Genomic DNA, 13,540 nt, shown 5'->3' with positions numbered 1-13,540 from the left:
CCCCGTCTTCGCCCGCCCGCGCGTACTGCTCCACGAACCCACCACACCAACCCCGTCGCCAAGGCTGCGGGAAGCTCGACAGACGCCCCCTTAGGCCACATCCGCTACCCAGGTGGCTCAGGCACGGCAAAACCCATGAGGGAGCTTCTTGCGGGCGTTTATGGCGACGGCCCATTCGTCGGGCAGATCGCCGTCGGGAACCCGCGTTCCCCGCGCGCTCCGGGCGGCGGTCTGGCCTCCGGCTTTCCGGCCCTTGACCGGATTGTCGTTGGCCGGAGCGGACACCGCCAAGCCCAATTCATCGGGCTGTTCGGGCTGGTCATCGACCGTCAGGTCGGTGCCATTCCCTTCTTTATTTTCATTCCCTTCATTGTTCTTGGTCCTCTTGCGGTCCTTTTGCGGTCCCGCTCCGGTCCCGTCTGCGGTCCTCTTGCGGTCCTTTTGCGAAGCAGAACCTTCGGTAAAACCCTGATACTCTTCGTAATTCGTGATGCGGTATGCGGTCCCAGCGCGTTGCGGGCAGCGGTCCTGAATTTCTGAAATCATGCCGTCATCGATCATGCGGCGAATCAGGGATCTGAGGCTGTTTCGATGCAGGCCAAACGCCTCCGAAACGGCTCGTTCGGCCATCAGGAATTCGCCCACGCCCAGCCTAACCGGGCCAAATTTCGTCCGTATCGTGGCCTCGCTCCATTGCGCGATGTCCTTCATCCACGAAAAGACAGCGGCCTCCTGATGGCTACGGAAAACCGGGTTGTCCCACATCCGTCGGTACTGGCGCGTGAATCCGCCCTCATGGTTCACGATCCGACCCCCATTTCATCCAGGGCCGATTCGATCCGCGCCACGGCCTGCCCGATCCCAACCGGATCGTGCTGCCGTTCGCGGGCGATTTCGCGCAGGTCGGAAAGGGCGCCCCGAATGCGCTCCTCAGCCGAATGGCGGCTGACGATCCGCCGACCGGGCGGGCGGGGGAACGGCGTGACGGTGCTCATGCGGTGGCCCTCTTGCTGTTCTGGTTGGCGGCTGCGGCGACCTTCGCCCGGCGCTCTTTGGCGGCGGCCTTGCGCTTCTGGCGGTCGGCCAGCAGCCTGGGGGAGGCCCCCGTTCGCCGCCGGGTCAGCAGGAGGTTTCCGCTCAACCTGAACATCGCGCGCTCCGAACGTCGCGCGCGTGCGCGTACTCGTTCGATAACTCCTTACAGCGTTACGCTCCTCACCGTCGGCGCATCATCGTTCGCCGACCGCCTCACCAACCCCGCCGCAATGTCGCTCAGAAGCCTTGCCCCGCGTCGATCTGGGCGAGGGTCGGCCACCGGATCATAGGCCCCAGGCTGAACCGGGATAAGAACCACCTCCACCCCATCGGGGTACAAGGTGTCAATCAGCAATTGAAGCATGCGCCACCCGGCAACCCGCCCCTGCTTCGTGTCGGGGTGGAGCAGCTTGGCGACATAGCCGTCCTGCAACCCGCTCAAGTCGTCGCACTGCTGCATCGTCAGACCGCGTTGCACGATTCGCCCGGCCAGAGCCAAGACCAAAGACCGATACAGTTTGGTCACGGACCTCACGCTTTGGGGTTTGCTTTCGCCGCTGGAGCCAACCCGCTCAAGCCGCTGGAGCACCCCCTCCATCTCATTGAACGCGGCCTGTCGCTTTGCCCGCCCCATCTCAGCATGAACGCCTCCAGCAACCACAGTTCCAGCCATCTTACCCCCCTTGCCGCAGGTATGTTCGTCGCTAATAAAGCAACAATATTGAACAACGCACAACTATTGTCATGAATTATGCTACAATTATCCGGTCGCGGTGGCAAATGTCCCGCGCTTCAGAACGTGCGGAATTGGAGGTTCACCATGGGAATGGCTGCGCTTGTGATGACAGCGGCCAGCGCCGCCGTCAGCGCTTACGGCTCGATCAAACAGGGCGAAGCGCAATCGGAGCAGATGCAATATCAGCAGCGCCAGCAGCAATTGCGTGAGGAACAATTGCGCACCCGCGCCTTGCAAGATGAAACCGCCCACCGCGAGGCGCTGATGGCGCAACTGTCCACCATCGAGGCGATCCGCGCGGGCCGTGGCCTGTCGCAGACCAGCCCGACGGCGCTTGTGATCCGCGACGACGCCACGGACACGGCGATGGACGCCATGCGCGTGTCCCGCCTGAACATCCTGAACGGGGCGGAAAGCGCCCGCCAAGCGGGCATCCAGGCCGGAAACGCGGCGGACAGCGCGAGCACCATGGGGTGGCTTGGGGCGGGGAAATCGCTTCTGGATTTCGGGGCAAAAACCTACGGCGCCTTCGGCCAAACCGCCAGCAAGGAGCCACTGACCGGGCGGTTTGGAGGGCCGATCTGATGGCTGGCACCGGACTTCCGACAGGAGACAACCGCCCGACCCTGATCGAGCCTCGCCCACTCGTGCAGCCCGACAACAGCGCCGCTCAAATGTGGGGAGCGGCAAAGGACCTCGCCGGGTCTGGTGTCAACTTTGGCATCAAGATCGCCGAGGCGGAGCGGGAGGGTTATCGCGCGGATCTTGAAACCAAGGTCAATCGCGACGTTCTGGACATCTACGCCCAGCACCCCGACGACCCGAAGGCGTTGGAGGGCGCGTTGCGCTCCTACAGCGACGGCGTTCTGGGCGGCGTGAATTTCGGGCATGCGGACATCGCCCGCCAGGTCTTGCAAAAATCCACCTTTGCGGCCCAATCGAAGGCGACAACCGCTTGGATCGCCAAAACAGCCCAGCAGAACACCGACCGGATCGACACCCGAATGCAGGGGCTGTTGAACGAGGGGATGGGCTACGCCGGTGCGGGTGACGGCGATGGATTGACACAAGCCTTCACCGAATTCAGCCGCTACGCGGACGAAAAGGCCCGCATCGGCCTGTGGAGCCAAGAACACGCCGAGGCCGCGAAGGATCATTTCCAGAGCCAGGGAAAAGCCGAGGCGGGCCTCTCGTCGGTTGCCGGAATGTTTCGCATGGAGGGAGCGAACGCAGCGCTGGCGCACGCCGATGCCGTTTACCGGGATCCAGCGTTGCCCCTTGGCCCGGTGGAGCGTGAACGGTTCCTTGGCCGCGCTCATGCCTTGGTCAACGACCTGTCCAGCCGCAAGGCCCGTGACGACGCGACCGAAGCCAGCGCGAACGCCACCATCTACGCACAGCGGTTGGCCGATCTCCAAAAACGCGCCATTGACGGAACCGCGACGGAATCGGACCTGTTGACCGCCTATCATGCCGGACAGCTTGAGCCGAACGACTACATCAGCCTCTATCGATCCGTGCACAAGCAGGCCGAAGAAAGCGCCGCCACCCTCGCGGCGATTCAGCGGGTGGACGGCGCAGGACGCCCCCAGGGTTTGGCCGACCGGATCATCGGCGTGGAAAGCGGCGGGCGGGCCGACGCGACCAACCCCAACAGCAGCGCCGTCGGGGCTGGTCAATTCATCGCCTCGACGTGGCTGCCGTTGATCAAACGGAACGCTCCCGATGTCGTCGCCGGAAAATCCGACGCCGAAATCCTCGCCCTGCGCGCCGATCCCAAATTGTCGCGCCAGATGGTGGACGCCTACATCACCGACAATCGCGCTCAATTGGCCGCGCAGAACCTGCCAACCGACGATGGGGCCATCTACCTTGCCCATTTCGCCGGTCCCGGCGGCGCTGCCGCCGTTCTAAAAGCCGATCCGTCCACCCCGGTTCGTTCCATCCTGTCCGATGCCGCCATGCAGGCGAACGCTGGGATGCGTCGCAACGGTAAACCCTTCGCCGAGTGGACTGCCGCCGATCTCACGGCATGGGCAACCGACAAGGTGACGACCGGCCACGCCGCAACCCATTTCCTCGACCCCCGTTCGCCTGACGACCGCAACGCCGCCAATCTGCATTGGCAAGCCCTGTCCAAGCAGATGGACGCCGGTGGATTCACCGCCGCCGACCGCCAAGCCGTCACGCTCTCCACCATCACGCGGACAGGCGTCATCCCTGACGCCGTTGCTGGCGACATTCGGGCGAAACTCCGCAACGGCGCAACCGCCGACCGCTTGGAGGTCGCCCGCTTCGTTGATCGTCTGGACGCCCGCGCGCCATGGGTGGCGAAGGATCTCGACGGCGAAGACTTCGCCCTTGCCCACATCATCAACGACAATCTGAAAGGAGGAGCCGACCCGGTGGCCGCCGTCCAGCGCGCCGATGACGCCATGCGCCAGGACCCGGCGGAATTGGAGCGCCGCAAACAGGCCTACGGCGCGAAGAAAACCCAGGACGCGAACCGCTCTTGGCTGACCAAACAGGGGCGGCATTGGTTCAGCGCCAACGCCGCCGTTCCCGACGCGCTCGCTGGTGATTTCGAGAAGAGCGTGAAGGACGCCTTCCTCGCCACCGGCAATCTTGAGGTCGCCCGAAAGGTGGCCTGGAAGGACATCTCCAACGTTTGGGCGGAAACCAGCATCGGCGGGAAGCGGTTTGAGCGCTACGCTCCAGAGGCGATCTACGCCAACGGGCGTGATCCGGCTTGGATCGAGGGGCAGTTGTTCCACGACCTTGCCCAGGCAGGAACCGCCGCGCCGGTGGAGAAGCTGAACGGAAAGGTTCGGTTGCAGGCGGACCCATTGTCACGGCACGAGCGGCAGCCAAGCTACATCGTGTTGGAGCAGAACGAGCTTGGGCAGTGGTTGCCGATTCGGGGGGCCGACGGCGCGCCCAAGTTGGGGCCGGACGGAAAGCCGATGCGCTGGCGTCCCGATTGGAACACGTCCCCCGCCGCTGATGAAGAGCGGCGGAGCTTGGCCCGCACCATGGATCGCGCCCGCGTGTCCCGCGACATGCGCGACCTCAAACCGGAGATCCCGGCGAACTCCACCGCAGGCCTGTTCCTTCCCCGCTGACCCGGAGCCTTTCCCATGCCCTTCCTGACGACCACCGACGCCGAACAGGGGATGGCCTCCCAGCCGCCCCGCATTCCCCAGACGAACGATCCCTCTCCCGGCTTCCTCACCGAAACCGTTCCTGCGGCCTTTCGCCAGGGCAACAGCGTCGGCGCTGGCCTCGCGCGTGAATGGGCGGTTCCATCGGTTGAGGATCCAGCGTTCGACCCGTTCAGCGGTTTGGAGGAACGCTACCAGCCCTTCGCCCGTTCCTTCATCCAGGCCGAGAACCCAGCCGACGCGGGTCGGATCAAACGGCAGATCGACCAGGAGCTTGACGACCACCGCACCCTGTCCGCCGCCGGTGGCGCTGGCATCGCCGCCGGGCTGGTGGCGGGCATCCTCGACCCCATCAACCTGTTGCCCGTCGGCGGGATCGCCGCCCGCGCGGCCACCCGCGCCGCCGGGGCGCTGGACGGAGCGCTTTCCACCGCCCGCGCGGGCCTGTTGAGTTCAACGGCGCAGGAAGCCGCGTTGACCGGCATGCAGGAAACCCGCAGCCCCGCCGAAAGCGCCATGAACATCGCGACCGCAACCCTGTTGTCGGGCGTTCTGGGCGGGGCTGTCGGAGCGATCCGCCGCCCGTGGCGCGATCTGGAGGCCAGCGCCGCCCGCGACCTCACCCCGCCGGGAGCGCAACCGACAGGCGCGCCGCCCCCCGATATTGGAATTCCAATATCGCCCCACCCCGCCGAAATGGTCGATCCCATCCTGCCCGGTCAGGTTCGGTTGACCCCTGATGATCTGGCGCACGACACCGGCGGGCGCATCGACCCCGCCCACAGCGGCCCGAGCGACGGCGTGGGCAGCGTCGGGGCGGCCATGGCCCGCGCCCCGGTGGCCGAGGAACGCATGGTCTCCGCGCTGGGGCTGGAAAAGGGCATCGCCCAGACCGCGCCCTTGCTGCGTCTGGCGACCTCCCCCAGCCTGGAAACGCGCCGCGTCACGCAAGAACTGTTGGAAACCCCCTTCCTCTACGAAAAGAACGCCTTGGGCGTGGCGTCGCCCGTCGCCGTCGAAACACGGGTGAAGCTGTGGGACGCGCCACTGGCCCAGTCCATCAACGACCTGGAGGCGGCCTTCATCCGCTACCGCACCGGACGGCCCGACGCCTCCATGATGGCGGTGAAAGCTGGGGACCTGTTCGGCGGCGCGCAGCGCGCCGGAAAGCTGACCTTCGACCAGTTCAAGGAGGAGGTAGGCCGGGCCATGCGCCGGGGCGACGTTCACGCGATTCCCGAGGTGGCCGACGCCGCGCGCACCTTCCGTTCAACCCTGTTCGATCCGCTGAAGGAACAGGCGATCCGCGCCGGGCTGCTGCCGGAGGATGTGGCGGTGAACACCGCGACCTCCTATTTCTCCCGCGTCTACAACACCGAGAAGATCAAGGCCCAGCGCCCCGCCTTCGTCCGCACCGTCAACGATTGGCTGACCGGCGAACGGAACACCGCCGCCGACCGGATGGCCGATCACCGCGCAAAGCTCGAAACGCTGGCCCTCCAGGCCGAGCGGGAACGCGCCCAGGTGGAGGAAACCGCGTCCGCTCTTGGCCGCGCCCAGGCAACCTTGAACAGCCTGCGCGGCGACCGCCGGGCCGCCGTCAACGAGCATCGCCGCGCCATCAGCGCCGTTGAGCGGATCGACACGGCATCCCCCGCCTTCAAGGCGTTCATGGCCGATGTCCGCCGGGGCCGACCCGCTGGGAAGCCGCCCATGCGGTTGGCCGCATGGCTGGTCAAACAGGGGGGCGTTCGCGACCAGGGCGGCGAGGTGCGGGCGCTGGGGTTCGATCACAAGACCCGCCCGGGTCTCATCAACAACAAGAGCGGCAAGACCCTGGACGACGCAGCCCGCGCCGCGTGGGAGGCCGGTTACATCGGCGCGCCGGACGAACGTCCCGCCATCGATGATTTCCTGTCCGCCCTGCAACACGACGTCAATGGCAAGACGCCGATCCTGCGGCACGAGGACATCGGCCATTCTCTGGCTCAGCGCGAAATCGACCAATTCCGGGAAATGCTGGACCGGGAAGGATTGGACATCGCCAAACTGAGCGATGGGGAACTGGAAGCCCGCATCGCCGTGGAACGCGAAGGGCCGATTACCGAAGCGGAAGCGCAACGCTTGGAAATTGACGCCGCCCTTACCGCCGACCGCCGGGCGGTGGCCGAGGCGCGGGCGCGCGATGCGGGCAAGCGGCTGGAAGCCATCCGCACCAAGATCGCCGAGGCGAAAAGCAAGCGCGATGAAATGCAATTGTGGTTGGTCAACCGCAAGGCCGCCCTGCGCGACACCGAAGCCGGTCTGAAGAAGGCCGAAGCCAAGATCAAGGAGGTGGTCGATTTCGCCCGCGCCGACGACCTGGAGGTGGAGGACATCGCCCAGCAAATCACCGACCGCATTCTGGGCGCGCCCGCCGGTCGCATCCCCTACGACGCGGTGCCGCTGGCGCGCGGCCCGCTTAAGGAGCGCACCTTCAACATCCCCGATCACCTGATCGAACCCTTTCTCGAATCCGATGTGGAGATGGTGGCCCGGCATTACCGCCACAGCATGGCCCCCGATGTGGAGCTTGCCCGGACCTTTGGCCGCGCCGACCTGTCCGACCAGATCGCCAAGATCTCCGAGGACTATGTGCAGAAAATGCGCGGCACCACGGATGAACGCGCCCTTCGGCGGTTGGACAGCCAGCGCCGGGCGGACATTCGTGACCTGGAAGCGATGCGCGACCGAGTGCGCGGGACCTATGGCGCCCCCGCCGATACCGACTCATGGTTGACACGCGCCGTTCCGGTGATCGCGAACTTCAACTACATCCGCATGCTGGGGCAAATGACGGTTTCCAGCGTCGCCGATCTGGCCCGGCCCGTTGCGGTCCATGGCGTCACCCGTGTGTTTGGCGACGGGCTGGCCCCGTTGGTCCGCAATTTCTCCGCCTTCCGCGCCGGCGCAGCCGAGGTGAAGGCTGCCGGAACCGCGCTCGACATGGTTCTGCATTCCCGCGCCCTGTCCATCGCCGACATCGGTGACGCCTATGGCCGCAAGACGCGCTTCGAGCGCGGGCTTGGCGCGGTGGCGAACCACTTCGGGGCCATCGCCCTGATGTCGCCCTGGAACGCCGCCCTGAAGCAATTCAGCGGCGTCATCACCGCAACCAACCTGATCCGCGACGCCCAGGCGCTGGCCGCTGACCGGCTGGCGTCCACCCGCGTCGCGCGCCTCGCCGCCGCAGGCATCGACCGTCCCATCGCCGAGCGCATCGCCGATCAATTTGCCCAGCACGGCGAAAGCACGGGGGGCGTCCACATCGCCCACACCGACCGATGGACCGACCGGCAAGCACTGGAGACCTTCCGCGCCGCCATCGTGCGCGAGGTGGACCGGACCATCAACACCCCCGGCGCGGGAACCAAGCCCCTTTGGATGTCGTCCCCCATCGGCAAGCTGATCGGGCAATTCAAGAGCTTCAGCTTCGCCACGACGCAACAGATCGCCATCGCCGGGCTTCAGCAGCGTGACGCCGCCGTGCTGAACGGTTTCATGCTGGCGGTCGGGCTTGGCATGGTGTCGCAATTGTTCGTGGACACGCTGGCCGGGCGCGCGGCGAGCGACAACCCCGCCGATTGGATCGTCAAGGGCGTGGACAAGTCCGGCGTGACCGGCTGGCTGTTCGACGCCCTGAACCTCACCGGCAAATTCACCCGTGAAACCACCAGCCCGGAAACGTGGTTTCGTGACGACCCTGTTGGCCGCTACTCTGGTCAAGACCCGGTGTCGGCCCTGTTCGGCCCCACCACCGGGTTGATCGGCGATGCCGCAAAAACCATCGGGGCCGCCGTCACCGGAGATTGGAGCCGGGGCGACGTATCCCACGCCCGGCGCTTGGTCCCCTTCCAGAACCTGTTCTTCCTGCGCTGGCTGTTCGACAAGGCCGAGGCGGGCGTCGCCGAGGAAATGGGGCTGCCTGCGGAACGGGCTGGCGCGCGGTGAAATCCCAACAAGCCATTTCCATGGAGGTGACGATGCGCGAATTGATTCACGCCTTGCGGCGCTGGTGGAACATCAGGGCGGGGAAGCGCCGGTCCTTTTCCGCCCACGATGCCGCGATGATCCGCATGAACGCGCGCTCGCGGCTGTAAATGCCGGGAATGTCGGCAATATATCAGGGGTTCGTGGGGCGCGAATACCCTGGGTAATTCCCAGGGTACTCCCCAACGTGGGGACTACCTTCGAGGCGCGCCACGGTGGCAAATGTGAGGACAGATTTCATCCGTGCATAATGTGGTTGTGGGCCATATTCACAACCCGATGATCTGGACCACTTCGGTCTCAGCGAAGTGGTTCATCTCCTGGCAGCCGCCAAGGGTGTGCGCATTGTGCACACCCTTTTCGTCCTCAAGCAGACACCGGAGAGCAGAGGAACCGGCGCGCCCGGCTCCCGCCCCGTGAGCGATGTTCCCTCGGGGACGGATACCGGCCAGCCGGTTTCGATCCCAGACACTGGCGACCGGAGCGCACCGGCGGATCAAACCATAAGCCCGAACGCCGCCCGCGTCTATTTCCGCCACCGTGGCGCGAACCTCCCCAATTCCGAGGACCGCAAATCTTGGAATTCCAAGGAAGGTGCAGAACGCAATTTTGCGTTCTGTGATCTGCTGGCTTCCGCTCATTTTTGAGCGAAAGGTCGGCTGAAAAGTCAGCCCACGCCGAAAATGTGGCCCACAGCCATATTATTCGTGGTGACGTAAAATAGGGGGGGTCACTTCTGACCCCTCCTTTGATTTCGAGGGCAACTCCGTTCGCGCCGTCGAACGCGATGGCGAACCCTGGTTCGTGCTGGCGGATGTGTGCCGCGTGCTGGAGATCGGGAACAGCCGAGACGCCGCCGCCCGACTGGATGGCGACGAAAAGGCTGACGTCGATATTACCGACACCAGCTCCAGCGGCACCACCCAGCGCCGTGCCATGACCATCATCAACGAATCCGGCCTCTACAGCCTGATCGCCAGCAAAAAGCCCGCCTGGATCACCGGGCGGGCTGGGGTGTTATATGGCCCGGCGTTCGCCCGCCTCATCCTCCGCGCGCTCCAGGTCCTTTGCGCTGTCGATGCGGACCCGCCTGCCATTGGGGAACGAGGCGACCACCTCCAGGCTGCCGCCAAGGGCTTCCACATAGGTCCGCATGACGCTCAGGGGAATGCCGCCCGCCCGCTCCATCTTGGACACCCGGGGCTGCTTCACCCCAATGCGCCGGGCCATGTCCGCCTGTGACAGACCAAGATCGGCGCGCAGTTCCGCAAGGCGCATTTGTTCCTGGACGATCTCATCCGTCCGTTTGGCGATCCGCGCTTGGCTCTCGGGGGAGAGTTTCGCGAGATAGCGATCCAGGCCCGTCATGTCCGCCTCCCCTTGCTCTTGTGTTTCCCCGCCGCCGATGGCTTCGGAGCCGCCTTCATCGCTTCAGCCAGCCGGGCCAAATGCGCATCGTATCGACGGTCGGCAATCGGAATGTTCACGTCGTACCAATCCGGTTGCCCCGCCTTGTTTCCACCCAACAGGACGATGGCATGCCGCCGGGGATCAAAGGCGAACAGGAAGCGCCACGGATCGCCAGCATACTGCATCCGCATTTCCTTCATGTTCGGGTGCCTCGCTCCCTTCAGCGTGTCCACCAGCGGACGGCCTGTTCCCGGGCCAAGCCGTTGCAGCGCCCCGGCATGGGACAGGATTTCTTCCCGCAGGGCTTCATCATCAAGCCCGTCAAGCCATGCCTCGAACTCGGGGCAGAAATCAACAGGCCATTCCTGTTTAGGAATACTGGGCATTCCTGCGTTGATCCTCAAGAGGGAATTGGAGGGTTCCCCGAAAGTGGGGGAAACCTCCGGGCCATCACCCGAGCAGCGGTTCACCACCGCCATGGGCAGCCGGTACCACCAGCGGTGCATCCGGGGCAACCCCATAGGGGCAGGAAGCTTCAGCTTGTTGATCGTCACGGGGATCGGAAGCCGCGCAGCACCCAAGCTCCAACTTTCACAAGCAAGAGCGCCGCCACAGGCGGGCCGACCATGTACAGCGTCGCTATGGCATATTCCGACGGGTACCGAGGCCGTTCAACGAATGTCACAATGTAGACCATGAAGACCGCCCAAGCACCTGATCCAGCAAACCAAAGCCGCCGTCCACCTTCTCGCCAGTTGATTTGCATCCACGCCTCCTACCCCTTCTGTAGCGTGCATGAAATCCGCCAACCTGTGAAGATCTGAGGCTACCCGAACAGCGGCCCGCCCTTGTCCAAGCGCACGCCCGGCCCGCCGTCGCCATGGTAGGGGCCTTCCGGGATGAACTTCACCCCGTGCGCCTCGAATGCCTTGCGGACAGCGTCGGCGTTCGCCGCGACGCTCCGTGAAGGGCCGAGCTTTTCCATGCGCTGAATGGTGGGCAGAGATAGCCCGGAGGCCTCCGCAAGCTGGGGCTGGCTCCAATCGAGCAAGGCACGGGCGGCTTTGAGTTGGGCGGCTGTTATCATGTTTTTCCCATCATTGGTGATGCGTTCCACTTGACGGCATCCACATCGTTCGTTATGTTTATCACATCACAGACGATATGGAAGCCATTACGGCACCGACCGTCGCGGAGGATTTTCCAGATGACCGAACCGACCACCGCGCCCGACCGGCGCGAACACCCAAGCCTTGCCGATCATCGGCCAGACACCGCCGCCACGCCGTTCCTTCAGGCCGTCCACCGCTATCGCACGGACATGCTGGAGGTGCGCCGCCTGTCCGCCACGGATGATGGTGGCGACGTTCTCAGCCAGGCCGAGGACCGTTTCCGCGCCAGCACCGAAGCGGTCCTCCCCTTCCGCCATTTGCCCGATGCGTTGGCCGCCGTGGAGTGGGTCCGCGCCGATCTGGCCGAAGGCCAATGCGGCAACCAATCCGACTGGCCGTCCGACGTTCGGCAGCGGGACACCCTGTTGAGCGGCGTCGGCGATTTCCTGCGGACCACCGCCAACAGCACCGTGCACCCGCTCCGGGAAACCGCGCACCCCGACGCCGCGCTGTTCGCGGCGTGGGAGGGTCTCAAGAAATCATACCGGGCCTTCACCCACGCTTGCGACGTGCTGTTGCCGGATGGCGGCACGGACAAGGACCACGAACCCTATTACGAAACGATGGAGTTCCACGAACGCCAAATCCGGCAGCACGAAGCCTCCACCGTTGAAGGGTTCGCGATCCAGCTTCGTTACCTGTTCGCGATGCGGATGGAGAGCATGAATTCCTTCAGGGTGGCCCTCTACGGCGATCCTTTGGGGCGGGAATTGGTCGCCGAACTCGACGAGGACTATCGCGACAAGATGCTGTGGAGCATGGCCCAAGCCGCCGCCCGCGCAAGCGCCCGCGACCTGCTGGAAACCAACGGCTGCCTGAGCGGAATGGGGACGAAAGACGAAGAGACCAAGCGCCCGACCGACAGGAACGCGGCACCGGATGATGCCGAACTCCTGGAGCTTTGGAGCCGCTACCTCCCCCTGAAAGACGAAGCCGAAAGCCTCCTCGACAACGGTGACGTTGACGGGTGGGAGCGCGCCCAGGCCCCTTGCTTCGAATTGGAGGATCGGATTGCCGCCATACCGGCCCGTTCCGCCACCGGGATTGCCATCAAATTGGGTGTTCTGTGGCAGTCCGGTGGGGCGGGCATCAAAGGAGGGAGCGGCGCCGACAACGAACGGAAAGGTGGGGCAAGCCCCATGGGCGATTTCGGCGCCCGTTGGCTGTGGATGGTCATGAACGAAGCCCGCGCCTTGGGCGGCCCCATGCCGCTCATTGCCAACGATCCCACCCTGGACACGCGGATGGCCGCAGCGTTGAGCAGGGGCCTCACCCTGACATGCACCGGCGACCACCCCATCGGGGGTGACACCTTCGCCAACGCCGTCACCGCCTTCCAGGGCGAAGCGTCCGCCACTCTGGCCCTTCCCCAGCGCCCCACCGGCGGCATGGTGGAGGCCGGGGCCAGCGCCGCAGGGATCACGCCCCAGCAGTTCCAGGCCGCCTACGCCGCCGCCATGGCCGTCTTCCAGCAGGAGCGCGCCGCATGATCGTCCTGTTTCCCAAAGGCCATGACCTCGCCGCCCGGCCCGCTGTCCAATCCATCACAGTCACCCGCCTGCCGTTGGCGAGCGGGACCGACTGGCAACAGACCATCGCGCAGGAATGCCGCCGCCAACGGACGTTGACGCCCAGCCTCCCCGCCTTCCTGAAGCGCGTCGGCCTGCTGGATCGATGCACCTTCCTGTCAGCCGACGGCCCGGGAGCGCCGCTGATCTTTCGACACCTTGGCACGCCCACGCTTTCCGTGCTTGGCCGGGCATGGGGTCGAACGGTCATCAACCGGCCCGACGCCGTGGATCCGCACGAAGCCTACGCCCAGCGAATCGGCGGGGAATACGCCGAAACCATCGACGCGGGGGAAGCGGTGTTCAACCGCGTCACCGTGTCCGGCCTGGGAACCCCCTTCGCCTACACGCATTGCCTGTTCGGTTGGGAGGACCGGGGGCGGCGGGCGATTCTATCCGCCGTGAACGTCCACCCTCTGCATTGAACCG

13 protein-coding genes and 1 pseudogene are annotated in these 13,540 nt (G+C 65.1%); 7 read left to right on the top strand and 7 right to left on the bottom strand.

Going from position 1 to position 13,540, the window contains the following annotated elements:
- Positions 1-117: 117 nt before the first annotated feature.
- Genes ACODS4_RS04330 through ACODS4_RS04315 form a run of 4 tightly spaced genes read right to left on the bottom strand, consistent with a single transcriptional unit; the run spans position 118 to position 1,561 of the window.
- Positions 118-804: a hypothetical protein gene (locus ACODS4_RS04330; RefSeq protein WP_488861081.1), complete on the bottom strand. Its 687-nt coding sequence runs from the start codon at positions 802-804 to the stop codon at positions 118-120.
- A complete protein-coding gene (locus ACODS4_RS04325) occupies positions 801-995 on the bottom strand; it encodes a hypothetical protein (protein WP_488861079.1) in 195 nt (64 codons plus the stop codon). Before ACODS4_RS04325 ends, ACODS4_RS04330 begins: the two co-directional genes overlap by 4 nt.
- Positions 992-1,141 carry a hypothetical protein gene (locus ACODS4_RS04320; RefSeq protein ID WP_488861077.1) on the bottom strand — a complete coding sequence of 50 codons (150 nt, stop codon included), beginning with the start codon at positions 1,139-1,141 and terminating at the stop codon, positions 992-994. Before ACODS4_RS04320 ends, ACODS4_RS04325 begins: the two co-directional genes overlap by 4 nt.
- 57 nt (positions 1,142-1,198) lie before the next feature.
- Positions 1,199-1,561 carry a hypothetical protein gene (locus ACODS4_RS04315; RefSeq protein WP_488861075.1) on the bottom strand — a complete coding sequence of 121 codons (363 nt, stop codon included), beginning with the start codon at positions 1,559-1,561 and terminating at the stop codon, positions 1,199-1,201.
- Positions 1,562-1,876: 315 nt separating this feature from the next.
- Between ACODS4_RS04315 and ACODS4_RS04310 the strand changes: the two genes are divergently transcribed.
- From ACODS4_RS04310 to ACODS4_RS04290, 5 genes and pseudogenes are all read left to right on the top strand, one after another.
- Entirely contained in the window at positions 1,877-2,356 is a 480-nt protein-coding gene (locus ACODS4_RS04310; protein WP_488861073.1) for a hypothetical protein, read from the top strand.
- Positions 2,356-4,893 carry a lysozyme family protein gene (locus tag ACODS4_RS04305; protein ID WP_488861071.1) on the top strand — a complete coding sequence of 846 codons (2,538 nt, stop codon included), beginning with the start codon at positions 2,356-2,358 and terminating at the stop codon, positions 4,891-4,893. Before ACODS4_RS04310 ends, ACODS4_RS04305 begins: the two co-directional genes overlap by 1 nt.
- A gap of 15 nt (positions 4,894-4,908) precedes the next feature.
- Positions 4,909-8,922 carry a hypothetical protein gene (locus ACODS4_RS04300; RefSeq protein WP_488861069.1) on the top strand — a complete coding sequence of 1,338 codons (4,014 nt, stop codon included), beginning with the start codon at positions 4,909-4,911 and terminating at the stop codon, positions 8,920-8,922.
- A gap of 455 nt (positions 8,923-9,377) precedes the next feature.
- Complete coding sequence (locus tag ACODS4_RS04295) at positions 9,378-9,608, top strand: hypothetical protein (protein WP_488861067.1); 231 nt, start codon at positions 9,378-9,380, stop codon at positions 9,606-9,608.
- A 73-nt stretch (positions 9,609-9,681) separates the two neighbouring features.
- A pseudogene (locus ACODS4_RS04290) lies at positions 9,682-9,936 on the top strand (BRO-N domain-containing protein); the annotation flags it as partial.
- Between the two features lie 42 nt (positions 9,937-9,978).
- Here the strand turns inward: ACODS4_RS04290 and ACODS4_RS04285 are convergent.
- The 3 genes from ACODS4_RS04285 to ACODS4_RS04275 all read right to left on the bottom strand — a co-directional run bounded on the left by ACODS4_RS04285 (position 9,979) and on the right by ACODS4_RS04275 (position 11,488).
- Positions 9,979-10,329 carry a helix-turn-helix domain-containing protein gene (locus ACODS4_RS04285; RefSeq protein ID WP_488861065.1) on the bottom strand — a complete coding sequence of 117 codons (351 nt, stop codon included), beginning with the start codon at positions 10,327-10,329 and terminating at the stop codon, positions 9,979-9,981.
- On the bottom strand, positions 10,326-10,925 hold the full coding sequence (locus ACODS4_RS04280; protein WP_488861063.1) for a type II toxin-antitoxin system RelE/ParE family toxin: 600 nt from the start codon (positions 10,923-10,925) through the stop codon (positions 10,326-10,328). Before ACODS4_RS04280 ends, ACODS4_RS04285 begins: the two co-directional genes overlap by 4 nt.
- 272 nt (positions 10,926-11,197) lie before the next feature.
- Positions 11,198-11,488 carry a helix-turn-helix transcriptional regulator gene (locus tag ACODS4_RS04275; protein WP_488861061.1) on the bottom strand — a complete coding sequence of 97 codons (291 nt, stop codon included), beginning with the start codon at positions 11,486-11,488 and terminating at the stop codon, positions 11,198-11,200.
- Positions 11,489-11,578: 90 nt separating this feature from the next.
- On the opposite strand from ACODS4_RS04275, the gene ACODS4_RS04270 reads away from it, so the two are divergent.
- Together ACODS4_RS04270 and ACODS4_RS04265 are read left to right on the top strand one after the other, a co-directional pair.
- Positions 11,579-13,033, top strand: coding sequence for a hypothetical protein (locus tag ACODS4_RS04270; RefSeq protein ID WP_488861059.1), 1,455 nt, complete (start codon positions 11,579-11,581; stop codon positions 13,031-13,033).
- Positions 13,030-13,536 carry a hypothetical protein gene (locus ACODS4_RS04265; RefSeq protein ID WP_488861057.1) on the top strand — a complete coding sequence of 169 codons (507 nt, stop codon included), beginning with the start codon at positions 13,030-13,032 and terminating at the stop codon, positions 13,534-13,536. Before ACODS4_RS04270 ends, ACODS4_RS04265 begins: the two co-directional genes overlap by 4 nt.
- Positions 13,537-13,540 lie beyond the last annotated feature (4 nt).

It is taken from the genome of Azospirillum sp. FG154, from assembly GCF_057809575.1.
Note: the sequence above shows the minus strand (reverse complement) of the source record. Positions and strands in the feature narration are given on the sequence as shown.

Coding starts and splice junctions, on each gene's coding strand:
- ACODS4_RS04300 (WP_488861069.1), top strand. CDS start 4,909: ATGCCCTTCCTGACGACCACCGACGCCGAACAGGGGATGGCCTCCCAG.
- ACODS4_RS04270 (WP_488861059.1), top strand. CDS start 11,579: ATGACCGAACCGACCACCGCGCCCGACCGGCGCGAACACCCAAGCCTT.
- ACODS4_RS04305 (WP_488861071.1), top strand. CDS start 2,356: ATGGCTGGCACCGGACTTCCGACAGGAGACAACCGCCCGACCCTGATC.
- ACODS4_RS04310 (WP_488861073.1), top strand. CDS start 1,877: ATGACAGCGGCCAGCGCCGCCGTCAGCGCTTACGGCTCGATCAAACAG.
- ACODS4_RS04265 (WP_488861057.1), top strand. CDS start 13,030: ATGATCGTCCTGTTTCCCAAAGGCCATGACCTCGCCGCCCGGCCCGCT.
- ACODS4_RS04325 (WP_488861079.1), bottom strand. CDS start 995: ATGAGCACCGTCACGCCGTTCCCCCGCCCGCCCGGTCGGCGGATCGTC.
- ACODS4_RS04285 (WP_488861065.1), bottom strand. CDS start 10,329: ATGACGGGCCTGGATCGCTATCTCGCGAAACTCTCCCCCGAGAGCCAA.